The 24,664-nt window shown below is 46.2% G+C and carries 21 protein-coding genes; 4 read left to right on the top strand and 17 right to left on the bottom strand.

The features are described 5' to 3' along the window. Window position 1: 1 nt before the first annotated feature. From C7U56_RS06040 to C7U56_RS06050, 3 genes are all read right to left on the bottom strand, one after another. Complete coding sequence (locus tag C7U56_RS06040; protein ID WP_107000594.1) at window positions 2–1,591, bottom strand: sensor histidine kinase; 1,590 nt, start codon at window positions 1,589–1,591, stop codon at window positions 2–4. A gap of 39 nt (window positions 1,592–1,630) precedes the next feature. Continuing rightward, a complete protein-coding gene (locus tag C7U56_RS06045) occupies window positions 1,631–2,746 on the bottom strand; it encodes a response regulator transcription factor (protein WP_107000595.1) in 1,116 nt (371 codons plus the stop codon). 112 nt (window positions 2,747–2,858) lie between these two features. Continuing rightward, the gene (locus C7U56_RS06050; RefSeq protein WP_022358927.1) at window positions 2,859–3,692 is read right to left on the bottom strand and encodes a carbon-nitrogen hydrolase family protein; all 834 of its coding nucleotides are present in this window, start codon (window positions 3,690–3,692) and stop codon (window positions 2,859–2,861) included. A gap of 388 nt (window positions 3,693–4,080) precedes the next feature. Between C7U56_RS06050 and C7U56_RS06055 the strand changes: the two genes are divergently transcribed. After that, window positions 4,081–4,863, top strand: a complete 783-nt coding sequence (locus C7U56_RS06055) for an ABC transporter ATP-binding protein (protein ID WP_107000596.1) — start codon at window positions 4,081–4,083, stop codon at window positions 4,861–4,863. Continuing rightward, window positions 4,853–5,665, top strand: coding sequence for an ABC transporter permease (locus C7U56_RS06060; protein ID WP_107000597.1), 813 nt, complete (start codon window positions 4,853–4,855; stop codon window positions 5,663–5,665). The genes C7U56_RS06055 and C7U56_RS06060 overlap by 11 nt, the downstream gene beginning before the upstream one ends. A 127-nt stretch (window positions 5,666–5,792) precedes the next feature. Here C7U56_RS06060 and C7U56_RS06065 read toward each other — a convergent pair whose 3' ends face one another. The 14 genes from C7U56_RS06065 to C7U56_RS06130 form a co-directional block, all read right to left on the bottom strand. Then, window positions 5,793–6,533: a YoaK family protein gene (locus C7U56_RS06065; protein WP_107000598.1), complete on the bottom strand. Its 741-nt coding sequence runs from the start codon at window positions 6,531–6,533 to the stop codon at window positions 5,793–5,795. 166 nt (window positions 6,534–6,699) lie between these two features. Continuing rightward, on the bottom strand, window positions 6,700–7,743 hold the full coding sequence (locus C7U56_RS06070) for an asparaginase (protein WP_107000599.1): 1,044 nt from the start codon (window positions 7,741–7,743) through the stop codon (window positions 6,700–6,702). Beyond that, the gene (sdaAA, locus tag C7U56_RS06075; RefSeq protein ID WP_107000600.1) at window positions 7,740–8,615 is read right to left on the bottom strand and encodes an L-serine ammonia-lyase, iron-sulfur-dependent, subunit alpha; all 876 of its coding nucleotides are present in this window, start codon (window positions 8,613–8,615) and stop codon (window positions 7,740–7,742) included. The genes C7U56_RS06070 and sdaAA overlap by 4 nt, the downstream gene beginning before the upstream one ends. Window positions 8,616–8,726: 111 nt before the next feature. Further along, complete coding sequence (sdaAB, locus tag C7U56_RS06080) at window positions 8,727–9,389, bottom strand: L-serine ammonia-lyase, iron-sulfur-dependent subunit beta (RefSeq protein WP_107000601.1); 663 nt, start codon at window positions 9,387–9,389, stop codon at window positions 8,727–8,729. 27 nt (window positions 9,390–9,416) lie between these two features. After that, window positions 9,417–10,931, bottom strand: coding sequence for a PucR family transcriptional regulator (locus C7U56_RS06085; RefSeq protein WP_146143911.1), 1,515 nt, complete (start codon window positions 10,929–10,931; stop codon window positions 9,417–9,419). Window positions 10,932–11,027: 96 nt separating this feature from the next. Continuing rightward, window positions 11,028–12,080, bottom strand: a complete 1,053-nt coding sequence (locus C7U56_RS06090; protein ID WP_107000603.1) for a 2,5-dihydroxypyridine 5,6-dioxygenase NicX family protein — start codon at window positions 12,078–12,080, stop codon at window positions 11,028–11,030. 37 nt (window positions 12,081–12,117) lie between these two features. Beyond that, on the bottom strand, window positions 12,118–13,350 hold the full coding sequence (locus C7U56_RS06095; RefSeq protein ID WP_107000604.1) for a M20 family metallo-hydrolase: 1,233 nt from the start codon (window positions 13,348–13,350) through the stop codon (window positions 12,118–12,120). 32 nt (window positions 13,351–13,382) lie between these two features. Further along, window positions 13,383–14,429 carry a 2,5-dihydroxypyridine 5,6-dioxygenase NicX family protein gene (locus C7U56_RS06100; protein WP_107000987.1) on the bottom strand — a complete coding sequence of 349 codons (1,047 nt, stop codon included), beginning with the start codon at window positions 14,427–14,429 and terminating at the stop codon, window positions 13,383–13,385. A gap of 80 nt (window positions 14,430–14,509) precedes the next feature. Continuing rightward, on the bottom strand, window positions 14,510–15,478 hold the full coding sequence (locus C7U56_RS06105; protein WP_107000605.1) for an ABC transporter ATP-binding protein: 969 nt from the start codon (window positions 15,476–15,478) through the stop codon (window positions 14,510–14,512). Continuing rightward, a complete protein-coding gene (locus C7U56_RS06110; protein ID WP_107000606.1) occupies window positions 15,478–16,482 on the bottom strand; it encodes an ABC transporter ATP-binding protein in 1,005 nt (334 codons plus the stop codon). The genes C7U56_RS06105 and C7U56_RS06110 overlap by 1 nt, the downstream gene beginning before the upstream one ends. Window positions 16,483–16,484: 2 nt before the next feature. Then, a complete protein-coding gene (locus C7U56_RS06115) occupies window positions 16,485–17,390 on the bottom strand; it encodes an ABC transporter permease (RefSeq protein WP_107000607.1) in 906 nt (301 codons plus the stop codon). Continuing rightward, entirely contained in the window at window positions 17,390–18,406 is a 1,017-nt protein-coding gene (locus C7U56_RS06120) for an ABC transporter permease (protein ID WP_233430204.1), read from the bottom strand. Before C7U56_RS06120 ends, C7U56_RS06115 begins: the two co-directional genes overlap by 1 nt. Window positions 18,407–18,503: 97 nt before the next feature. Beyond that, window positions 18,504–20,189, bottom strand: a complete 1,686-nt coding sequence (locus tag C7U56_RS06125) for an ABC transporter substrate-binding protein (protein WP_107000608.1) — start codon at window positions 20,187–20,189, stop codon at window positions 18,504–18,506. 392 nt (window positions 20,190–20,581) lie between these two features. After that, the gene (locus C7U56_RS06130) at window positions 20,582–22,087 is read right to left on the bottom strand and encodes an alanine/glycine:cation symporter family protein (RefSeq protein ID WP_107000609.1); all 1,506 of its coding nucleotides are present in this window, start codon (window positions 22,085–22,087) and stop codon (window positions 20,582–20,584) included. A gap of 651 nt (window positions 22,088–22,738) precedes the next feature. On the opposite strand from C7U56_RS06130, the gene C7U56_RS06135 reads away from it, so the two are divergent. Further along, window positions 22,739–23,623, top strand: a complete 885-nt coding sequence (locus tag C7U56_RS06135) for a LysR family transcriptional regulator (RefSeq protein ID WP_181357188.1) — start codon at window positions 22,739–22,741, stop codon at window positions 23,621–23,623. A 58-nt stretch (window positions 23,624–23,681) separates the two neighbouring features. Next, entirely contained in the window at window positions 23,682–24,605 is a 924-nt protein-coding gene (locus tag C7U56_RS06140) for a LysR family transcriptional regulator (protein ID WP_107000611.1), read from the top strand. Window positions 24,606–24,664: the final 59 nt, after the last annotated feature.

The raw sequence follows: 24,664 nt of genomic DNA on the forward strand, positions 1-24,664 counted from the left end.
GTTATGATTTTTTTTGATTTCCCAAATAAACCTTAAAGCAGGTGCCGATATTCTTTTCAGATTCAACCAGGATCTCAGCCTGATCGCCATAATACATCTGAATCCGCTGTGCCACATTATGTAACCCAAATCCGCCGCTGCCGATCGGGGCAAGTTCCTCTTCCGGCTCCAGTGTCAGCTTGGCGCGCACGGCGGCAAGCTCCGCCTCATCCATGCCAATCCCATCGTCCTCCACCTCAAAGACAAGCCCATTCCGATCCTCATAGCCGCGGAGCACAATGCATCCGCCGCCGCGCTTATTTTTGATGCCGTGGTAGAGGGCATTTTCCACCAGCGGCTGCAGCAGCATTTTCAGCACAATCCGGTGCCGGATGGACGGCTCGATCTCGATCGAATAGTCGAGAATGTCCTCGTACCGGATCTTCTGAATCTTTAAATAGCTCCGGATGTGTGATTCTTCCTCCTCGATCGTGATGAAATCGCGCCCGCCCGATAAAACCGTGCGAAAAAAGTCACTTAAATCCGTCGTCATCTCCACGACCTGGCGGTTGTTGCCGCCCTCTGCCATCCATACGATCGAATCAAGTGTATTATAGAGGAAATGGGGACTGATCTGCTCCTGGTGGAGGCGCAGCTCCAGCTCCCGCAGGTTCTTCTGCTCCTGCCTCGTCTTATCAAGCAGCCGCCGGATGCGGTCGCTCATCTGGTTAAACGCCCGTGCCAGCACGTTGATCTCTTCCAGTCCGCCCGTTCTCGCCCTCGCATTCAGGTTCCCGCGGCCGAGCTGTTCTGCCGTCCTCTGTAACTGCTGCAGCGGTTCCGTGATGGATTTCGTGATCGTGACTGCCAGAAACATACCGACCACCAGCACCACCAGAAGAAGCGCCAGATAGCTCTGCATCTGATCCGCCATCTGCACCTTCAGCTCTTTCTGAAGCTGCTCCATGTTGATCATCTCATAATAGGTATACTGCGTGATGTAATCCTGAATCATCGAGCACAGACCCTGGATGTCATTCTCCCAGATATTGACATTTTCATCGTAATATCCACCGGCGGCGGCATTTCCAATCATTTTATCCACTGCCCGCTCCAGGGAATCCAGACAGGAGAGGATACCTCTTATCTTGATATCACAGTCCGACCCCGGTTCCCGCTCGATCGTCGTTCCGAACGCCTGTCTCGCCGACGCAATCAGGCTGTGGGGATTCTTGACCACCGTCGCATACTTCGTCTCGCCCTCGACAATATCTCCATTTTCGAACTGTTCCGCGTCAATCAGCCCGATCATAACACGGTACATCGAATACTCCATATCCGATTTAAACTTTATGTTGTACTCATTCGCCGTCTTGAGATTTGCCAGAATCGCGTCGTAGGAAGCAGAATAGGAGGCGATCATCTTCTGGAATCCGAGCGCCATGCCTGTTAATGGAATGGCAATCACGAAGAGGAGAAGGATCAGACGGGCGCGGAGAGAAAGAGGGCGATATGGACGGGCAGCGGATAACGAATCAACGCCCGGATCCTGATTTTTATTCAACTCTGCCATCTCTTCTGTTTTTCCAATCTGCCCCTGCTCCACTCCCATATCTTTCCTCCCTTTTTCAGTTATGTACTGACACTTTTCTTACTCCTGCCGCGTCTGGCTCGCCTTATACTCTTTCGGCGACTGTCCCATCGCTTTCTTGAACGCCGCGCTGAAATAGTGTGAATCGTTGTATCCCACCTGCTCTCCAATCTCGGAAGTCCGGTAGGAGGTACATTTCAAGAGCTCACATGCACGTTCCATCCGCACCTGCGTCAGATACTCCACAAAGGACTGCCCCGTCTCCTGCTTGAAAATCGAGCTGAAATAGCTCGGACTGACGCCAATGTGCACGGCAATCCGGTTCAGTGACAGGTCGCTCTGGCTGAAATTTGCCCGGATATATTCCTTTGCATCCCGGATCACGCTGCCATAACGGTCGTTCGATGCCCGGTCACGCGCCTGCAGGGCAACCGTAAACTCATCGACCAGATAGGCTTTCGTCATCTCCACGCTCTCGATCACCTTCGGAACCCGTTTTATGTCAACCACACTTTCCGGAACCTCCGGCGGATCCGCTTTCAATTTCTTCAAAAACTCCTGCACACAGTAAAAAATATCCATCGTCATATACTGACGCAGCAAGAGCGATTTGTAATTATGTTCACCGATCGCTGCGAAATACTCCTCGACAAACGGACTGCACTCTTCGACTGAGCCGAGCTTTAAAAAATCGTTGATGAGCTTCCGGTCAACACCGCTGTAATCCGTTTTATCCAGAAATTCCGTATATTTTTCGTAGCTGACAAAATACCGCTCCAGAAGCCTCGATTTTTCCCGTTCTTCCCGGATCTCGTCCGCCGCCTTTTTCAACGCGTCGATGAGTCCCGCCGAGGATACCGGTTTCAGCAGATAATCGCTGATTCCTATCTTGATCGCCTCTTTTGCATATTCAAATTCATTGTAGCCGCTGAGCACAATGATCCGCGTGCGCGGAAGCGCCTTTTTCACCAGACGGCTCAGCTCCAGCCCGTCCATAAACGGCATCTTGATATCCGTTACCAGAATATCCGGCTGTGCCTTCAATATCAGCGGATACGCGTACTCGCCGTCGCCCGCCTCCCCCGCAAATTCAAATCCGTGGCTCGCCCAGTCAATATTATCCCGTATACCGTGCCGGATGATCGCCTCATCCTCTACCAGAAACACCTTTACCATGGTTTTCCCCCCTGGACTCCATTTTTCTCTGTTCTTTTTATCCATTTGCCCGAATACACCCGTTTTTCATTTCCGTCCACATGCCATTTTGCCGGCTGAAAATATTCACGCCTTACTTCTTCTCACTCACTTCATACAAATCACTCCGCCGGTTTTCCAGCGACGGAATCTGCTTCCGTATCTTATCCAGATAATCTAAATCAATCTCCGCATAGGTGATCCCCGGTGCATCCTTTGACCGTGCAATCACCGTTCCCCACGGATCTGCCACCAGGCTGTTGCCGTATGCCGCATACGCCGGTTTCTGTCCAATCTGTCCCGGTGCCACGATGTAACAGCCGTTCTCGATCGCCCGCGCCCGCAGAAGAACCTCCCAGTGATCCTTTCCCGTCGGCATCGTAAAGCTCGCTGGAACAAAGATAACCTGCGCCCCGCGAAGCGCCATGAGCCGGTAAATCTCCGGAAAACGCACATCATAGCAGATCGACATTCCAAAAACGCCCAGCTCCGTCTCCACCGTCACAATCGAATCGCCCGGTTTGACCCGGTCCGACTCCCGGTATGGCGTGCCGTCCGCCAGCGTGATGTCAAACATATGCAGTTTGCTGTATGTCGCCAGAATCTTCCCCTCCGGAGAAATCAGCACACTCGTATTTGCCGATCGTTTTTCCCCCGGAAGTGCCTGCGTGATACTGCCCCCGTGAATATAGACGCCGTGTTCCTTCGCTTTCGCGCAGAGGCGCTCGGTCGTGTACCCCGGAATTTCCTCGCGTCCGCCGCCTTCACCGATATTTTTGCCGATCAGATTCATCACCTCCGGGAAACAGATAAGCTTCGCCCCTTTTGCCGCCGCCTCGTCAATCCAGGCGCATGCCGTCTCCAGATTCTTTCCTTTATCATTCTGTGTATCCATCTGCATCAATGCCACTGTATATCTGCGTATCATAAATACCCCCTGTATCCTGTCTATAAACGCTTTTCTCTCCACAATTACCTATATTTTATTATAGCATCTCTTTTCCACACGGGTCAACCAATGCAAGGCGCTTCTCACACAACCTGTAACCCGGCTGTTACTGGGCACGTATGCCTGAACCAGTAACCCGGCTTTGTTACTGTACACGCATGCGTGTCCAGTAACGGAATTTGCCGTGGCTTCGCATTTCAATACGGCAAATTCCTGCTGCCACCACGTTTTCTTACGGCACTTTCGGTTCCAAAAGTGCCTACCCGTATACAGTAACCCGGCTTTTCACTTCCGCATATTATTAAAGTAAGAATGTTTCAAGGAGCGTAACTGTCCCACTGATACACAGTTACCCAGGTATTTGCTTATGCCGCCCATTCTGGAAGTTTCCGGGCTTTCCTACTCCTACCACACGATATCCGGGGAGACGAAAGCCCTTTCTGATATATCATTTCAGGTAGAAACCGGCGAATTTATCGCCATTGTCGGACCGTCCGGCTGTGGAAAATCCACGCTGCTCTCCTTAATCAGCGGGCTCCTGCCGCCGGAAGAAGGTTCCATTCTTATAAATGGGGTTCCGCTCTCGAAAAGCCAGTGCCGCATCGGTTATATGCTGCAAAGCGACCAGCTTTTCGAGTGGAGGACGATCATCCAGAATGCTGCCCTCGGGCTGGAAATTCAGAAAAAAATGGATCATGCCGCGGAAGACCGCCTTCACCGGCTCTTAAAAATCTACGGACTGGAACAATTTGAGCATTCCCGCCCCTCCGAACTATCCGGTGGAATGCGCCAGCGCGCCGCCCTGATCCGGACACTGGCGCTGGAACCGGAGCTTTTGCTTCTCGACGAACCATTTTCGGCGCTCGATTATCAGACACGCTTAACCGTCTGCGACGATATCAGCACCATCATCCGGGAGAGCCGCAAAACAGCGATTCTGATCACCCACGACCTCTCCGAAGCCGTGAGTGCCGCCGACCGCATCCTGGTTCTGACTAAACGCCCCGGAACCATCTGCCGCATCCTGCCGGTTACCTTCCCGCTGTCCGCTAACCGACCGCTGGAACGCCGGAATGATCCGGCTTTTTCTCTTTATTTCAATGAACTATGGAAGACACTGCAAGGGGAGGGCAAAAAGTATGAAATGTAAGAAAGAATCCACCGCCCAGAAAGCCTACCTCCGCCGCCAGCTCCATCGGCGCCGTCTGGTTCTCTTCTGCCGGATTTTCTTATTCGTTTTCTTTTTAATATGCTGGGAAATGAGCGCCCGACTGGGGCTCATCGACGCGTTTATTTTCAGTTCCCCGTCACGCACCGTGCGCTGTTTCCTGCGGATGATGCAGGACAAAAGCATCCTCATCCACACCGGCGTGACGCTCTATGAAACGCTGATCAGCTTTACACTGGTCATCCTCTGCGGGCTGATCGGCGCGGTTCTCCTCTGGTCGAGCCGGAATCTTTCAGAGATTCTGGAGCCGTACCTCGTCATGCTCAACAGTCTGCCGAAATCTGCCCTCGCCCCGATTCTCATCGTCTGGCTTGGAAGCAACATCCGCACGATCATCGTTGCCTCCATCTCGGTCGCTGTCTTCGGCTCGATCCTGACACTCCACAACGGATTTTCCTCGATGGATCCCGACCAGATCAAATTAATCCGGTCCCTCGGAGGAAACCGGATTCATATTTTAACCAAAGTCCTGCTGCCAGGCTCAATCCCACTGATTCTCGCCAACATGAAGGTCAACATCGGTCTCTGCCTGGTCGGCGTCATCATCGGTGAATTTCTCGCTGCCAAACAGGGACTCGGATATCTGATCATCTACGGCTCACAGGTATTCCAGATGGATATGGTTGTGATGAGTATTATTCTTTTATGTATTATGTCTGCGGCGCTATATCAGGGAGTAGGAATACTGGGAAAATTTCTACAGCAGCAATATCACCAGCATTAAATCTGTCCACTGCTTCACGTTTGCTGTTCTTAAACGCCTGCATTTTTCCGCATCCTGTTCCCGCCGAAGCCTGTTTCCTGCCGCTTTTCTTTCCCTCATCCTGTAGAAAACTTGCAGGGAACAGACTTTACAGCTTCTGCTCCTTCTCCAGCTTCTCTGCTTCTTCCATCTCCTCTGCCGCCTCGACTGCCGTCTCCTCCGGAGTCTCGCTTTCAAGCGGAGCCGTACCGACCGCGATAAAGGTTCTCGCAGCCGCCAATGGCAGAAAGCCTACATAGGCGCTGTAGATGCCGAACTGACCGACCGCCCACGCTCCGAGTACCACGCCCAGGAAAAAGCTGATGACCGTATAGGTATAAAGAATTGCTTTTCTCTTAAATTCCTTATCCTTTGTCAGACCATACTGCAGCCAGCCAAGCACCGACTGTTTGAAGTTGTTCGTCATAAAGATCGTCGCACTGTTAAATCCGTCGGCACCGGAATAGACGCCCCACTGAAATGCGGATGCAAAGAAAATCGGATAAATTCCAACCAGCGCCGGTTCAAGCGGCAGCATCGACGCCAGTGCCAGCGCAGCCGCATCCACCCAGAGGGCAAATTTCCGCATGTTTATTTTCGTAAAGTTCGTGAGCAGATATGCGGATGCCACGCCCAGTCCAAACAGCACCAGCGCAGCCAGACGCAGAAGGACGTTAAACCATTCCATCGATACCAGTTCCGCTCCCATCTCCATCAGGTTGCCTGTCTGAGCAGAGCCAAAGTTTCCGGCATGAAGCAAAATCGCATAGGCTCCGAGAAATCCCCCGACCAGGGATATATTCCAATGAAGGATCGCATCCAGGCGATCCCGAATCACTTTCTGTACCATACCATTACCGCCTTTCGCGGTTGATTGTATCGCGCGGCGGCTGGATCGTCAATGACAATTTACAAAAAATTACCATTTCTATCATAGACATTATCTATATAATGGCAAAAAAATCACTCCGGATAGTCTCCCAAAAAAACTGTCCGAAGTGTTTTTTCTATCTCCTTTAATCATGCACCGCACAAGTAAAAAGCATATCCCGGTTAATGGTTTTATAAAACATCTCCCGTATTTCTTCCGGATCACTGGTTTGTCCCAGAATCCACATTAATTTTGTCACAACCGCTTCCAGCGTCATATCATAGGCCTCCAAGAGGTCAAATTCCTTTTTAATGCTTTTTCCCACCTCGTAGACTGACATATTGCTGCCCTCATTGGTTACCTGTGTGGTCATGACAACTGTTTTCCCGGTCCGCACCAGATCTTCAATGGATTTATGAAAATCACCCGAATCATAAGTTGGAATGCCTCCGACACCGAAGGACTCCAAAATCACCGCATCACAGTGTTCTGCCATGTAATCCAGCACGCCGGAATCCATGGCCGGTATCAGCTTCAAAAGGCCCACTTTCGAATTCAATGAATGATAAAACCTCACCGGTTCTTTCATCTGCTCTTTATCATCCAGATAGAAAATAATATGCCCATCTAGGATGGCTGCAATATAAGGGAAATTGATACTGGAAAAGGCATTGTAGCTCTTCGTTTTTTCTTTTTTTCCCCTGGTTCCGGCAATCACCTTGCCGTCAAAGACAATCGTTACACCATATGCCTTATCGCTGCTGGCGAACCGCAAACTGTCTGAAAGATTTGTTCTGGCATCAGTGATTTCCAAATCAATCGGCTTCTGTGCGCCGGTCACAACGATAGGTTTTCTCGAATTCTGCACCAGATAGGAAAGCGCTGCCGCCGTATAAGCCATGGTATCGGTTCCATGGCAGACCACAAATCCATCATAATCTTCATAGTGTTTTTCAATGGTCTCTGCAATCATCAGCCAGTAACGCGGCTGCATATTCGTACTGTCAATATTAATCACCTGCAGCGAATCCACCTTACAAAACTCTTTTGTATCCGGAACATACCTAAGCAGTTCTTCCGATGTAAGAAGGGGCTTGAGCCCATCCTCACTGCTTTTACAGGCAATCGTGCCTCCCGTTCCAAGCATTAAAATTCGCTTTAATACCCTGTCTTTTACTAAACTACTCATTGATTCCTTATTTCATCGGCAATTCTCTTCCCTGTCTCAGACTCCGCAATTCCTCCTAATGCAGTTTCCCGAAGTTCTCTTGGCAGTTGCTTTCCTACTCTGTACATAGCCTCAATTGCCTCATCTGCCGGAACCGGACACACCGTATCTGCCAGTGCCAAATCTGCACTGACAATGGCATTCACCGCCTGAGACGCATTTCTCTGTGCACATGGTATCTGAACTAATCCTGCAATCGGATCACAGACCAATCCCATCACATTAATCAATGCCAATGACACCGCTGCTGCCTGCTGTCTGCAGGTTCCGCCTGCCAGATACACTACGGCTGCAGCTGCCATAGCAGCCGCCACTCCACATTCTGCCTGACATCCTCCCTCCGCTCCTGCAACAGTGGCATTTTTCACTACCACCGCTCCAATTCCGGAAGCAATGAGAAGTCCTTCCAGGATCTTTCTCTTAGATAGATTCCACTCTTCTTCCATCGTAACCAGAACGGCTGGAAGAATTCCGCACGAGCCTGCAGTCGGGGCCGCACAAATCTTACCCATCGCCGCATTCGTCTCACTTAACGAAATGGCACGTGCCATCATTTTATTGATACCCACCCCACACAGACTATTTCCGTTTTCTGCATAGCTGAACTGGCGCTCCGCCATACCGGTGATCATTGTTTTCCGAAGGCGTTTTCCAGATTCACCAAGTGCCGCTGTCGTTCCATTTTTCATGATGTCATATCGATTCTCCAGCTCTTTCCAGACATCATCCTCACATTTATCCGTACAACGCATCTCATCTTCAAGAATCTCCATCCACATCGGCTGATTTCGTTCCTCGGCTGTACGGCACAAATCCTCAATTGTATTATACACCTCTGCCTTCCCCACTTTCTTCTATATTCTACTGCATATTCCTGGCACATATCTTAGGTCGTTACTGTTCACGCATACGTGCCCAGTAACCTTAGGCCTTCCTGCCGAAAGTTATATCTGTACTGCCTGTACACTCAATACATCCGGAATCCGGCGAAGACGTTCAAGAATTTTATCATCCACCGACTCATCCACCTCTATAATGCTCAGTGCATGCTCTCCTTTCGTATTTCTCGTCAGCTTCAGAGTTCCTACATTCATGTCTTCGTCCAAAAGAACGCTGGTAATCTGATGAATCATGCCTTTTCGATCCATGTGACTAATCACAATTGCAGGCAACTCAGCTGAAAGATCAATCCGGCAGCCATTTAAATCATTAATCATGATACGACCACCTCCAATAGACGATCCTACCATACAAAGAACCTGCTCCTCTCCATCAAAAAGGCGAATTTCTACTGCATTTTCATGAACTCCCTCCATCTGCTTTTCAAAAAATTTCCAGGTGAGTCCTTGTTCAGCAGCAATCTGGAACGCGTCGGGAATCCGCCCGTCTTCCGGACTCATACCAATAATACCCGCAAGTAATGCCAGATCAGTTCCATGTCCGCGATATGTTTTCGCAAACGATCCATGTAAGCCAAATTCTGCTCTGTTAAACGTTTTTCCGCAAAGTGCGCGGGCAGCCCCTCCCAATCTTGCAGCCCCTGCTGTATGGGAACTGGACGGTCCTATCATGACCGGTCCTATCACATCCATAATACTAATATCCATCTTTCTCCTCCTGATAGTCAGAGTGCATTAACGTCTTTCTGCCGTCATCCGTTCCAGATAAAGAAGTGTTCCTAGCGATGATATTTCATTCAATGATAAATCGCTCCCCATTTCCATATACTGTACTGCTTTTTCAATTCTATATTTTACGGAATTAACATGAATTCCCAAAAGCTGTGATACTTCTTTAATACTGCGAAGAACCAGATAAAGGCGAAGTGTGTTCAAAAAAATTATCACTTCATCTGAATATTTGATTTTTAATTGATCCGCCGAATACAAAAGAACTTTCTGTTCCCTCGGCGCATTCGTAAGCAGGTAAAGTAAAGAAAGCTCATCCATACTGTAAAGTCCCTTCAAAAACAGAAGAGAATTCAATAAATTTTTTATTCGCATGATCTCTCGATGCAGTTCCTTATTTTTATATTTTCTTTGTGAAAACACAAACAAATTCGGTTTATTATCTTCTGACAACCTGCAATAAACATCATATGGCGATTTCATCCCTTCCTCTTCCGGAATTAACAAAATACAGTATTTCTGATTATAGTTACTTTCATACAAAATATACTTTCTGTCAAAGTTTAATTTCGATTTGTCAAAACTATCAAATCGCATGAACACTATGTATATTTTTGCTTTCCCGTAGTATGGTATTGCTGGTTCAATTTTTCGTATTTTACTGCCCTGAGAAATATTATCCAGTTCCCGAACTATATAAGGCGCCATCTGATGATATAGCTGAAGCATATTCTCCTGCACTGACCCCCGGCTCGGACAGCAGGCCACCATGCTGTTTTCTCCAAAATATACAACTGCCAGGCGTGAACTATCAATTCGAAGCATCATCGGAGATTGCATCGTATTCCCCTCATTCTGTCGTATCTTCTGAATCCGGGAAATCAAAAAAGCTACCGTAATTCCTTCTGTTCCATAACTGTAAACCGTCAATGCACTCATCACAATCGGAAGCTGCAAAATCTCACTCATTTTCCGGCACAGCATATCCGGATCTTTATTCACATGAAAATCAACAAAGGTCCCCAATGCCATATCCATCCAACTGCGTTCGATCGATTCCATGCTGTTGTTTGCGATGATGCTATATTCCGAAACCATATCTCCCCACCGAACAGTTACAGGAATATATAAAATCGGAAAACCACATTCATTTCCCAATTTCAATATCTCAGGATCTATCTCCTCATTTAGGTAACTTCCAGGCATTATCCCGATCCCAGCACATCGATGCTCGATCATCGCCTCAATCAGATGTATCCGGTTTTCTTTATTATCCGCCAGGCTCCAGAAACTCGTCAGATAAAAAATCCCCTCATCCAAATACTGAACAACCGCTGGATAGGTCTCTTCTAGAATCTCGAATCGTCGTATCACACGATACGCACCATTTCCTCCCGCTGCAATATAGCCTTCACGCATGGAAGGCAGATTCAATATATCAATTGCTCTTATCATTCTGCCAGCACCTCCGAGTCGTGTTATATAGCGATCAATTATACTACAAATTGCCCGAACCCGCACCTAAAATAAAGATTCAACTCAACACATTACACAAACCCTCAAAAAAGGGGGATGCTGCAAATCTGCAGCATCCCCTTGCCTATTTTTCTATCCTGATCAATGACCTAACTGATGTGCCATTTCTACAATTTCAGGAGTAGGGCCAACAACTCTACCTTCGTCAAGAATCTGAACACCATCTACCCATACGCTGCAGTTTAAGCAAATACCATCAGAATGGGTTGCTGCCGGGATACCACCCGGAATATCCGAAACAAGCTGAGGACCAACATTACCAAATCCCCACTCTGTACATCCCCATACTCGCTCATCTTCTACGATATCTCCATTGAGCATTGCATTCGGTCCAAAACCAAAGCTTCCATGAGCAACCAGATAAATCTGTTTGTCATTGAATGATTTCATCCACTCTGCATAAGCCTTTGCATCCGTTCCTTCGCCTTCAATCTTGGTAACATAACCCTTTTCAATGGTAAATGTAATCGGATTCTTTACAGCTCCCAGAGGCGGTGTGATAGTACCATCTACCACGATCGTTCCATTGATGCTGTCAAAGTTCGGAGACCAGCTAATCTGTCCTGGGAACATCTTAATTTCGCCCTTACGTACATGTCCATCTGCTGTCACATAAGCTCTACCCGGCTCATTATCGCATTCCAGGTGCATACCATTTGGAGATGTGATTACAAAATGTTTTCCAGCCTCACAGAAATCAGAGATTGCCATGATAAATTTAGTCAGAAGATTATTATCAACTTTACCGATATTACGAACCATCAGCTCCGGATTAACTCCACACAGATTCATGTATCTTGGTCTATCTTCCGGATCCGCTACAATCTTATCATATGCAGTTGAATAGAAGATCCATTTATTGTTATACTCTACCCAGGCATCACATCCCTTGATAGCTGCCACTAACGGCTCAATCGGCATATCAATATCTCCGGCTTTTCCACAGTCTCTTGGTGTTGACATTTTCAGGACCAGCGGTTTTGCCCCCAGCGCAAAAGCAGCTTTTGCTGTTGCGTTTACAACGTCCATATTCGACTCTGTATCACACGTAATAGCAAGGGATTCTCCGGGCTGCAAATCAAACATATCATGAAGCAGCTTATAGCACGCATTCGTCAATTCTAATTCGTACATGTATGTGTACCTCCTATCATTTTATTGTTTTCTTATCCTACTCTTCGTATCTAGCCAACGCAGCCAGATAAATCTTTGTATCACGAACCAAGTTATCAATTACCACATATTCATTCGGTGTATGACACATATCATCCAGTGTAGACCAGATTACAGCAGGAATATTTTTTTCCCGGAGAATGGCGCCACAGGTGCCGCCTCCGATACCACCGCAGTAGGCCTTTGTTCCCGTCTCCGAGATTGCCTCCATCAAGCTCCGTACTACCTTACTTTCCGGCGAGGTAGGCGGCGGTGCAACCACCCGGGTCAGATACTCCACATTCATGTTAATTCCCGGGTATTTTGCCTCATATTGCTTCATAAGTCCTTGGATAAACTCCATCACTTCATCCACTGAATAATCCGGTAAAATTCTTAAATCCATACAAAATACATCTTTTCCCGGCATGACATTAGGACTTTCCACATTGGCAAATTTTTGTGTCACCTCAAAGGTCGACATTGGTGGATTGAACATGGTGTCTTCTTTATCATATCTCGTTTTAAGAGCATCCTCCAATTCAACACCAAATTTCATTCCTATATAACATGCATTGATACCCAGATGTGGCATCGCTGCATGAGATGTTTTTCCGTTTATTGTAAATTTAAGCCAAATCTGCGATTTTTCTGCAATTTCAACAAAAGAGCCATCCGCGCTGCCCCCATCCGGAACAATTGCCTCATCTTTCGGCTGAATGAGTCCTTTATCAAGAAGTGCCTTCATGCCAAAATCACTTCCAGTTTCTTCATCCGACGCATAATAGAAGCACAAATTCCTATCTATCTGGATATGTTCGGCAAACAACGCCTCGCATGCATACATGGTAGTAATCACTGACTGGCTGTTATCTTCACATCCAAGTCCATAGATTCTTCCATCCTTTACTGTAGGAGTAAAAGGATCCGTATCCCAGGCACTTAAATCTCCCGGACCTACGGTGTCCACATGGCTGATAAACCACAGAGAACGATCCGTAAGCTTAGTTCCGGGGATTGTCACAACTACGTTGAGGCGCACGCCTTCTTTGACATTTTCGTCCGGAACCTCGTATACCTCATAGGGGATCTGGCGCTTATCGAACCATCGCATGATCCACTGCATTCTTGCATATTCGCCGGTGCCTCCCATCTTCGGATTGACAGCAGGTATCGAACTCATCTCTATCATATCTGCAACCATCTGTTCCCGTTTTTCTGAAATCAGATTCTGCAATTTCTGAACATCCATCGTGTACCTCTCCGTAATTTATTACTTATTGATTAATGACCAAGCTGTCTTGCCAGCTCTACAAACTCTTCGGTCGGGCCGACCACCTTACCTTCATCAAGAACCTGCACACCATCAATCCAGAGGCTGCAGTTCAATGCAATACCGTCCGAATGAGAAGCTGCAGCAATTCCACCTTCCATATCAGATACCAGCTGCGGACCAACATTTCCGATACCCCATTCTGTACAGCCCCATACACGCTCATCTTCTACGATGTCGCCGTTAAGCTGTGCCATCGGTCCAAATCCAAGACCACTATGAGCCATCAGGAACATATTCGGATCATCGAAGCTCTCCAGCCATGCACGGAAGTTTTCAGCATCTCTTCCACCTTCAATTTTTTTGATATAGCCCTTCTCGATATAGAACTTAACCGGTCCCTGTAATGCTCCGATTGGCGGAGAAAGAGTTCCATCAACCACAAGCACGCCATTTACACTCTCAAAGTTCGGAGACCAGCTGATCTGACCTGGGAACATCTTAATATCATTCTTACGAACGAATCCATCCGCCGTTACATAATCACGACCCGGTTCATTATCACACTCCAAATCCGTTCCTGCCGGAGTTGTAAAGCGCATATGATGTCCTGCCTCACAGTAATCCGAGAATCCCTGGATAAACTTGTTCAGAAGAATGTTGTCTACTTTACCAATGTTGCGAACCAACAGTTCCGGATGAACACCGTTCTGATTCATATATCTCGGACGATTGTTCGGATCTTCTGTAATCTTGTCATAAACGGTGGAATAGAAGATCAGCTTATAGTTGAATTCTACCCAGGCATCACAAGCTTTAATACCATCAATCAGTGCTTTCATCGGCATATCTTTATCGCCAGCTTTTGCGCCTTCCGGTGCAGCGATCTTAAAGATAAGTGGCTTAGCTCCGAGAATCACTGCTGCTTGTGCAGTTGCTTCTACAATCTCATCACTGGACATTGTATCAGTTGTAATCGCAATTGTCTCTCCAGGTTTCAACATGAACATGTCGCGAAGCAGCTTCAAACAAGCATCGAGAACTTCATATTCTAACATAACACCCTCCATTCTATTGTCTCTTGGGACAATGTGTCTTTTTTATTCTTAATTCCCGGCATTCGGGAATCTCTGAATCACTATTTACATTTTCCACACAAATGGCATCGGACAAAGTGACCAGGTTCTACTTCCTGCATTTCAGGATCCACTTCCATACAGATTTTCTGCTTAAAGGCACATCTGGTGTGGAAACTACAACCACTTGGAATATTAACAGGAGATGGAATTTCCCCTTCACTCTTCACTTTCTTTGGTTTCAATGCTTCTTCTTCCGGTGTAACAACCGGAATCGCCGAAAGCAGCATCTGTGTATATGGGTGCATTGGTGCTTCATAGAATGTTTTTGTTGGAGCAATCTCACAAATCTTGCCCAAGTACATAATAGCAATCTTTGTGGATACGTTTCTCATAACACCCATATCATGTGTAATAAACATATATGTCAACTTCTGCTCTTCCTTCAGCTTCATCAGCATATTCAGAATCTTCGCCTGAATAGAAACATCCAGAGAAGAAGTTGGCTCATCCAAAATAATAAATTTCGGATTGCTGCAAAGAGCTCTGGCAATCGATACCAGCTGACGCTCGCCGCCTCCGATGGAGTTCGGCGTCTTATACATGAAATCCGGCGGCAATTCTACCATCTGAAGAATTTCACGAATTTTGTCATCTATCCCGTCTTTTGAAACTACATTGTGTACACGAAGAGGAAGACTTAAAATCTGACGAACATCTTGATACGGATTCAGGGATGAACCCGGATCCTGAAATACAATCTGTGCATCCCGGCGAAAATCTTTGCTTCGTCCCTTTGTCTTATTCGTAATGGTCTGCCCGTTAAAAATAATCTCTCCATCCGTCTGACGGTACATTCCCATAACTGTATAGGCAATCGTACTCTTTCCGGAACCGGACTCGCCTACCAGTCCCATAACCTCTCCTTCATTGATGGAAAAATTAACTCCGTCAACGGCACGGACAAAGCGATCCTTTCCAATGGGGAAATACTGCTTTAAATCTTTTGCAATCAATAATTCTTTTCCCATTACTCCGCCCCCTCCTTTTCCGTTTTTCCATCTGCATAGCGGAAACAGGCAACTTTATGTTCCGGTTCAATCTCCACTACTGGCGGACGTTTTTTCTTACATATTTCCGTTGCGTATGGACATCTAGGTGCAAATCGACATCCTTCCGGAGGATTTACATAATCTGGTACATAACCGTAAATTCCTGCTGATAATCCGCCGCCTGAAAGCCTCGGTACACAGGAAAGAAGTCCCTGCGTATATGGATGAGACGGCGATTTAAACAAGTCTTCTGTCCGACATGTCTCCACAATATTTCCACCATACATGATATAGATTCGGTCTACCAGTTCTCTGGCCACGCCAAGAGAATGAGTAATCATAATCAATGAACGTTTCTTTTCTTCTACAAGCACTCGTAAAAGATGATGAATCTGATCCTGAATTGTAACATCCAGTGCTGTACACGGTTCATCCGCAATCAAGAGTTCCTTCGGTGTAACCAACGCTGATGCAATACAGACGCGCTGCCTCATGCCTCCTGATAACTGATGTGGATAACTTGCCATAATACGATCCGGATCCGACAACATAACACTGGTAAGTGCCTGATGTGCTGCCTCCGTGATGGCTTTTTTATCATTCTTTTTATAAAGACCGGAATACTTGATAATATCTGTCAGCTGCTGACCAATTGTAAATACTGGATTCAACGCTGACATAGGGGACTGAGAAATCATGGATATTCCGGTTCGTCGTAACTGTAAAAGTTCTGATTGCTTCATTTCCAGAACATTTTTTCCTGCAAAATCTATCTTGCCATCTGGAACATGGATTAAATCCTTTCCCAGAACTCCCATTACTGTTTTCATTGTTGTTGTCTTGCCACAGCCAGACTCACCAACCAGACCTATTTTCTCTCCTTTTCCTACCTGCAGATTGATATGATCAACCACTTTAGAATAACCGCGATAGGTACGATACCAAATAGAGAGGTCTTCAATATTTAAAATGTTTTCTCTCATCCTTAGTGCCCTCCCTTATCAAACATGTCGCGGATACCGTCTCCCAGGAAGTTAAAGCCTAAAATCATAAATGCAATACCAGCAGCTGGGAATATTGTCAGCCACCAGATATCCGGCATTAATGCAGCACCGTCAGAAATCATCTGTCCAAATGCCGGTGTAGGAGGCTGTTCACCCAGACCAACGAAACTCAAGGACGCTCCCATCAGAATAACCCAGCCTACATCCAGCGCCATTTTTGTAAAAATAGGAGACAAACAATTAGGAAGAATTTCTCTAAAGAGAATGTGCGCCTTGGAAGCTCCTATTAATTCTGCATTTTTAACAAAGTATTCTTCCGAAATAGATGATGCCTGGCTGTATACAAGTCGTGTATACCACGGCCACCACATAATTGTTACTGCGAGCATGGAGTTCATCATGTTCGGTTCCAGAATCGAAGCTACACACAGTGCCAGAATCAGAGACGGTACAGAAAGGAATACGTCCGAGATTCTCATGATAACTGCATCTATCTTAGTTCCATGATAATATCCGGCCAAAAGTCCAAGTACCGTTCCTACCGGAACAGAAATAGCCAGAACAACGATACTCATAATCAGTGCACCGCGGAAACTGAAGATAACTCGCGAAAAAACGTCACGTCCCATCTGATCAGTTCCAAATAAGTAGTCCTTACAAGGCGGAAGGCTGGCATTTGCGTAGTCAACAAAACTACCGATGCTTTCCGGATGCGGAACAATTACTTCTGCAAAAATTGCGAAAAAAAACGAAAGTAATACAAGCACAAGTCCAAATACTGACAGTTTATTGCGACTGAATTTGTATTTATAAATTCGAAGATTCTCTCTTGTGGATGGAGATAGAAGCGGTTTACGAGCCGCTTTTGTTTCACCTTGCGTACTCATTACTTACTTCCTCCCTTCCGCATTCTAGGATCCAGAGCAGCCACAATCAGGTCTACCACCAGATTCACTACAAAAAATGTAATACCGATAATCAAAACAACCGCACATATAGCATTTAAATCCTTAAACAACATTGCATTAATTCCATATCTGGAAATACCAGGCCAGTTGAAAATACGCTCTACCAGGAATGCATTTCCCATCAAAGACGCAAAATCCATACCCATGGTCGTAATTGCCGAGGTTGCTGACGGTTTCAGAAGATACTTCCGGATCAACAGGTTCGGAGGAAGTCCATGTCCCGTAGAAACTGCCATATATTCTTTGGCTGAGTTATCAACCAGAGAAGAGCGAAGGATTCTGGCATCCTGAACCATCGGCGGTACGGCAAGTGCAAGTGCCGGAAGAAGCAAGTGTAAAAATGCATCCCAGGCCACTGTGAAATCACCTGCCAGCAACGCATCCAGCACAAAAAATCCAGTTACCGTTTTCGGAGCTACCAGTGTTGTGCTTAACCGTCCCAAAACCGGAATTGCCTGTAATTTATATCCAAACAGAAGCAAAAGCAGAATTCCGATTACGAATGCCGGAAGTGCTACTCCGATATAAGACAGAACTCGAATCAAACCATCTACCCATGTATTCTTGTATTTACCAGCCAGAAGTCCAAGAATAAATGTTCCGATTACCATAAATACACCAGCCATGATAATCAATTCCAATGTTGCTGGAAGAAACTGTGCCACGTCCATGGCTACAGGTCTCTTAGTTACAAAAGAGTTTCCAAAATTTCCTGTTACTGCACTAGTGAGCCATTTTACATATTGAACCGGGAACGGATCATAGAGATTCATCTCCATGCGAAGCGCTTCTTTTGCTGCCTCAGTGGCTCTGGCTCCCAGAGCGATGGTAGCTACATCACCGGGAACAACTCTGGCAATGGTAAATATCAATAATGATGTTCCAAACAATACCAGGATTCCCATCAATAGCCGTTTTATTATGTATTTAATCACTACGCTTCACCTCTTACTGTCTGCAAAAAGGATGCTGCAAAATCATATATTTAGATTATAAACATGTTTTATTTTGCAGCAGAGCCTTTCACAAATCTTACTTTTGATCCAGATTATACTCAAATTCAGAGTAAACCTGACTATAACCATTTACACACTGTGGAACGCCACCCTGCTCTACAAACGGCCAGGTAACATAAGAGCTCTGGTAAGCACATCTCTCTGAAAGGTCACAGAGCCAAGCGCTCGGACAGACTTCATCAACAATATAGTTCTGGATATCTGCGTATTTTGCAAGACGCTCATCCGTATCTGTAGTTCCAAGTGCATCTTCAATCATATCGTTAACGGTTGAATCAGCTAACCACTCACCATTCTCCCAGGTTCCTTTTGTCTCATCTCCATAACGGCTCTGTAAATAGATACCTGCATCATCGAACGGCGGAGCAGAGTTGATAATTGTAATCTGCGGAGAAGTTTCTACTGAACCCATCTGATCAATCAGAGAAACCCACGGAGCTTTTGCAATTGTAATTGTCACTCCAATTTCTTTTGCTGCTGACTGCATCATCAGTGCAATCTTTTCAAGGTCAGATACATCCGAGTTAACAACAATTTCGATCGGATAGTTTGCATAATCATTTGCATATTTAGATGCTGCGATGTATTTCTTAGCCTGCTCAATATCAAATTTAAAAGCCTTTGTATCTACATGACCCATAACACCTGCTGGAACCGGACCGATTGCCTTAACGGAATCTGGGAAAATAGAATTAAGGATCGTATCGTAATCAATTACGCAGTTCATCGCACGACGGAAATTAATATCATCCATCGGAGCTGCCTGTGTGTTCATGTATACATTATATTCCAGACCATTGCTGTATTTAGCAATCGAAATACCATCTATCTTGCTTAATGCAGACAATGTCTCAACACTCTGCCAGGTATCTGTGATATCCATCTCTTTATTGTTGATCATCGTTCGAACTGTGGTTGCTTCGGTGATAGCCATCTGTTTGAAAGCTTTCGGAGCTTTCTCATTCTCCCATCCCATAAACCAATCCGGATTCTGCTCAGCATAGAAATAATCCTGCTGTACCAGTTCAACTGCTTTATACGCACCCGAACCTGCATCATGTGTCAGGAGATAGGTTCTTCCGTAGTCACCATTCTCACCGTAATTTCCGGCTGACTGTGTATTTGCCTTTACTTCATCTTCATTCAGGATATACAAACGAACCAGAGCGTTAATAAATGGTCCATATGCCTGTTTCAGATGAAACTCAACTGTATAATCATCGACGGCTACTGTCGTTCCCGGCTCAACATAGCTTGTAAAAATATAAGCATATCCCTCACCAATCGTTAACAGACGATCCATCGAATACACAACATCCGAAGCTGTTAATTCATCCCCATTATGGAATTTAATTCCTTTCTTCAGGTTGAAAGTATATGTAAGACCATCCTCACTGATTGTCCAATCTTCTGCCACTCTCGGGATAACGCCTTCATCCGCTTCATTTGACGGGAATATCAGTGTATCATAAATATTGATCGCTGCAATTAAGCTAGAACCAGTATTTACAATGGCCGGATCCAGATCCGGTGTACCGGACACACCAATCTTGATGCAGCTTTCCGCTTCCGCTACCCCCTGTCCGATTGCTGCCGCCTGGCTTCCTTCTGCACTACCTTGATTCCCACCGCCACATCCAGTTAAAAGCATAGCAAACATCGACGCTGCCAATACAACACTCAAAACACGTCTTTTTTTCATTTGGTCCTCCTTTACTGCTGAAACCTTTCGGTTTATCCCGCCAAAGAGACGTACATCTCATGGCATTTTCTTCTTTTTTGTGTTTATTTTCAGATTCGCTCATTGATATGTGATTATTATAGCAATTCACCCCTTCCTCTTTCAATTGTGTTCAACCACAAATTCTTCTCATTTTTTTTGTTTCCAACAAACAGCCCGCCTTTACTGGGAGGACAGTTTCCGTCAATGGCGGACAGTTTTAGCACTTGTACACGTGAAGCGGAGCGTTTTGTTTCATAGGAACATCCTATGAAACAAAAAAACAGCCCCTGCCACACGACAGGGACTGCCTTTTATATTAGACTCTAAGAGTTAAGCTCTATATCTAATAATATGTAACGATTCACATTCGATTATTTATCTTCTGCGATACGTTTTTTGTTGATGTCTTTCCACATCTCAACGTCTACGCCCTTCCAGCAAAGCTTATCCGGGTTGTAGTACGGGTCTTTCTTTGCTTTCATCTGCTCTTCGTAGTCTTTGTACAGTGCAAATACCTTCGGAGACAGAAGCAGTACAACTAACATGTTGATCCATGTAGATCCACCAAGTGCAAGGTCGGAAAGATTCCAAGCCAGACCGGAATCGATATTGCCCCAGATGAAGATAAGGATAGGCATAACAATCTGCATAATTCTGATAACCACTTTACGGGTAGCTGCTTTATCATCGCCCTGGAACAGGTAAAGAACCGAAGTCTCGCCCTCATAATAGTAGCTGATTAAGCATGTAAAGGAGAACAGAGCCAGCATGATAGCAATGAACAGAGGAGCAATACTTCCCATAACGGTGCTGCAAGCATTCTGAACGAAAATAACGCCATATGTTCCATCTGCTGCTAACTGAGCCATCTGATCGTGCATTGCACCGGTACCACCGATGTAACCAAACTGTGTATTGTAGCATCCGCTTAAGAGCATCATCAGACCAGAAGCGGTACATACGATAACGGTATCCAGCCAAACACCAGCTGCATTTGCCATACCCTGTTTAATCGGGTGGCTGGTCTCTGCTGCTGCTGCGGTCGGCATGGACTCACCCATACCAGATGCAGATGAGAATGTGCCTCGTTTAACACCCTGCTGGATAGCGATACCAACGCCGCCGCCCAGAAGAGCTTCTTTGGAACCAAATGCACAGGATACAACCTGAGCGATAACGCTCGGAATCTGACCTGCGTTTGCGATTAAGATAACAACGGTTGCAATCAGGTAAATGCCTACCATCGGCGGAACCAGCATAGATGCTACAGAACTGATTCGTTTAACACCACCCATAACTACAACTGCCATAGCCAGTGCGATAACCAGAGCCGAAATCCACATCGGAATACCTAAAGCGTTCTTAAATCCATCGCAGATTGTAAAGGTAGCTGCTGCCGGCATGAATAATACAACGCCCAGTCCGAAGAATGCTGCATAGAAGGTACCATAAGCTTTCCAGCCAAGACCTCTCTCAGCACAGTAAGCGCCGCCGCTTCGATACTGACCATCGATACGGTTCTTATAAAGTACGGATAATGTACACTCAGTAAAGCAAACAGCAGAGTTTGTCATACCAGCGATGATCATCCAGAAGAGTGCGCCAGGTCCGCCCATGTAAAGAGCTACGGCTACACCGGCTACGTTACCGGTACCAACACGCATCGCCATGGTTGTACAGAAGGATGCGAATGAAGAAATACCGGATTCAGACTCCGACTTGTCAATGATTCGGCTCCACATATCTTTAAAATGAACAAACTGGAAAAAGCCGAGACGGATTGTAAAGTATAAACCACTACCAACAATCAGAACTAACATTCCAACGCCCCAAATGGGTCCGTTCAACATACTGACGATGTTGTTAATTGCTTCCATATAAAGTTCCCCCTTTATTTGATGTAGTGCCGCGCGCTGGCTAAGCAAGTTTTTCAATTCGCTCAAAAAACTTCTTGCTTTTGAAAAAATTATATCACTAAAGTGAAATTTGTTCAACAAAATTATTTGAATTTATTATGCAGAGTTTTCATGATATAGCATAGAATCATGAATCCCTCTGTTTTTTTCATGAAATAAATTGCACTTTTTCGAGCGTCAATTAGTATAAATGCACAAGATATCATGATATTTTGTCTACAACTGCGCCATTTTCCGTTAGACTCCCGTTCAGAATTTTGTCCATTTTCTTTCGGAGTTTCATGAATTTTGTTTACCATTTGTTTATTTTTTAACTTTTTGTGTGTTTCATTTAGATGAATTTTTTATGTTGTATTTGAGATCGTAGGCATATTTCTATCTTTTTCTCCCATTTCTTTCACGAATATGATATACTAGGGACACTTGGCAGAGCCATCGGAATGAATGTCCGCCGCACACGCACCCATGTAATCCGCCCGGATATTCCGTATGAATCAGATTCGTATTCTACATAATTCTTACAAATCTTCTCATCCTCCTTTGGTATCTGTCAGCTCTGTACATTTTATGAATCAGACCGAACGCTTATTACGAAAATGGAGGGAGTATTTTTTGGATCTCAAAGATATGCGGCTTTTTTTAGCCATTGCAGAAGAAAATAACCTGACGCGTGCCGCCCAGAAAAACGGTTACACGCAGTCGGCGGCAAGCCATATGCTGCGAAATATTGAAACAGAACTCGGGTTTTCCCTGTTTTCGCGTTCCCAGAGAGGACTTGCCCTGACGCGGAACGGCGAGGCACTGCTTTCCCCGATCCGGCGGACGCTGGCGGCGGCGGAATATTTTGATCAGACAGCTGCCTCCATCCGGGGTGTCCAGACCGGGCACATCCGGATCGGCGCTTACTTAAGCGCTTCCGTCCAATGGCTGCCGCCCGCCCTCAAAAAGTTTCTTACCGATTACCCGGATATGACCGTTGAAGTGCTGGAGGGGTGTTCACAGGAGATTGAAGGATGGCTGGAAAATAGCTCCATCGATTTTGGCATCGTCGGCCCCCACCCGGACGGAAAGATGGACTGGCTTCCCCTGAAAAAAGAACCCTACCTGGCTGTCTGCGCGAACGATTCCCCTTATGCTGAATATGAGCGCTTTGACTTAAAGGATCTCCCCAAGGTTTCTTATATAGAAGAAAAAGGTGAAAATGACCTGCTGCGCCAGTTCCAGCAGCTCGGCATCACACCGCCAAAGCCGTCGTTTACCTCGCAGAACACCTACTCCATGCTGGCGATGGTCAGCCACAACCTGGGCGTCTGCATCCTGCCGGAGCTGGTTGTCCGTGATATTTCTAAAAATGTTGTCCGGCTGCCGCTCAATCCGCCGATGGAGCGCGTGCTCGGTGTCCGGATTCCGTCAGCAAAAAAAGCGTCCCCAGCTGCCAGCCTGCTGATCGCGCAGCTGCAGCGGACGGTGTTTGAGTTAGAAGGGCCACTTTTATAGTCAGATGCTTTTTAGAAACTTAAGATGAAAGTTTTGGGAAAAGAGGAGTCATTCGAATATGAATTTTCAATCAATGGAATATTTTGCCGCGGTTGCGAAAAACCGCAGCTTCACTAGGGCCGCCGATGCGCTGCATATTACCCAGCAGACATTAAGCGCCCATATCGCCGGAATCGAGCGGGAGCTTGGATGTCCGCTCCTAATCCGTCACATCCCGCTGGAGCTTACCTATGCGGGGGAGGTATTTCTGCGCTATGCAACGGAATTTAATACAAAATATGACTGTATGCTTCACGAATTTGGCGATATTTTAAATAACCAGACAGGAAAACTGCGGATCGGCATCGCATTCACGCGCGGACACGCCATCATGCCGGAGCTGATCGCCGCCTTTCAAAAGGAATATCCCGGCGTGGATGTGGAACTCGTCGAATCTTCCAACGATGTGCTGCAAAAATACCTGCTGGACGGCACAATTGATCTGGCGATCGCCAATTTTTCAGTTCGCATTCCCGGCATCATTCTGCGGGATTTCTATGAGGAAGAGATGGTTCTCATCGTCTCCACTGCCCTGCTGCAGAACATTTACGGCAAACAGACCGAAGCCATTATCCAGGAAGTCAGCCGCCATCACCGCTACTCCCTTCTGGCTCCATGTCCGTTTCTCCTAAACCGTGAACATGATCTAGTCGGACGCATCGGGCGGAATATCCTCGCGACAGACAACTTCGTCCCCTCGGTTCATGCCTGCTCTGACAACATCGCTACCCTGCTTGCCCTCTGCGCGATGGGAAAAGGTGCCTGCATCAGCCCAAAAAACCTCGCATTTTCTATTCTCAGCAAGGAACAGCTGGATACACTCCATGTCTTTACGCTCGGGGAAGAAGCGCGGTACCCGATCAAATTTGCGTGGCTGAAACAGAGCTATGAGTGGAATATGATTTCACGGTTTATTGAATCGTCGCTGAAATGCACTCATTAAAAACAGGGGAGACAGCCTCACACACACCGCTGTCTCCCCTGTTTATTCCCCAAATGGTC

Source organism: Clostridium fessum, assembly GCF_003024715.1.
Classification (GTDB): Bacteria; Bacillota; Clostridia; order Lachnospirales; family Lachnospiraceae; genus Otoolea; species Otoolea fessa.

Coding starts and splice junctions, on each gene's coding strand:
- C7U56_RS06040 (WP_107000594.1), bottom strand. CDS start 1,591: ATGGGAGTGGAGCAGGGGCAGATTGGAAAAACAGAAGAGATGGCAGAG.
- C7U56_RS06125 (WP_107000608.1), bottom strand. CDS start 20,189: ATGAAAAAAAGACGTGTTTTGAGTGTTGTATTGGCAGCGTCGATGTTT.
- C7U56_RS06110 (WP_107000606.1), bottom strand. CDS start 16,482: ATGAGAGAAAACATTTTAAATATTGAAGACCTCTCTATTTGGTATCGT.
- C7U56_RS06105 (WP_107000605.1), bottom strand. CDS start 15,478: ATGGGAAAAGAATTATTGATTGCAAAAGATTTAAAGCAGTATTTCCCC.
- C7U56_RS06055 (WP_107000596.1), top strand. CDS start 4,081: ATGCCGCCCATTCTGGAAGTTTCCGGGCTTTCCTACTCCTACCACACG.
- C7U56_RS06140 (WP_107000611.1), top strand. CDS start 23,682: ATGAATTTTCAATCAATGGAATATTTTGCCGCGGTTGCGAAAAACCGC.
- C7U56_RS06090 (WP_107000603.1), bottom strand. CDS start 12,080: ATGTACGAATTAGAATTGACGAATGCGTGCTATAAGCTGCTTCATGAT.
- C7U56_RS06065 (WP_107000598.1), bottom strand. CDS start 6,533: ATGGTACAGAAAGTGATTCGGGATCGCCTGGATGCGATCCTTCATTGG.
- C7U56_RS06095 (WP_107000604.1), bottom strand. CDS start 13,350: ATGGATGTTCAGAAATTGCAGAATCTGATTTCAGAAAAACGGGAACAG.
- C7U56_RS06130 (WP_107000609.1), bottom strand. CDS start 22,087: ATGGAAGCAATTAACAACATCGTCAGTATGTTGAACGGACCCATTTGG.
- C7U56_RS06050 (WP_022358927.1), bottom strand. CDS start 3,692: ATGATACGCAGATATACAGTGGCATTGATGCAGATGGATACACAGAAT.
- C7U56_RS06100 (WP_107000987.1), bottom strand. CDS start 14,429: ATGTTAGAATATGAAGTTCTCGATGCTTGTTTGAAGCTGCTTCGCGAC.
- C7U56_RS06060 (WP_107000597.1), top strand. CDS start 4,853: ATGAAATGTAAGAAAGAATCCACCGCCCAGAAAGCCTACCTCCGCCGC.
- C7U56_RS06045 (WP_107000595.1), bottom strand. CDS start 2,746: ATGGTAAAGGTGTTTCTGGTAGAGGATGAGGCGATCATCCGGCACGGT.
- C7U56_RS06070 (WP_107000599.1), bottom strand. CDS start 7,743: ATGAGTAGTTTAGTAAAAGACAGGGTATTAAAGCGAATTTTAATGCTT.
- C7U56_RS06115 (WP_107000607.1), bottom strand. CDS start 17,390: ATGAGTACGCAAGGTGAAACAAAAGCGGCTCGTAAACCGCTTCTATCT.
- sdaAB (WP_107000601.1), bottom strand. CDS start 9,389: ATGGATATTAGTATTATGGATGTGATAGGACCGGTCATGATAGGACCG.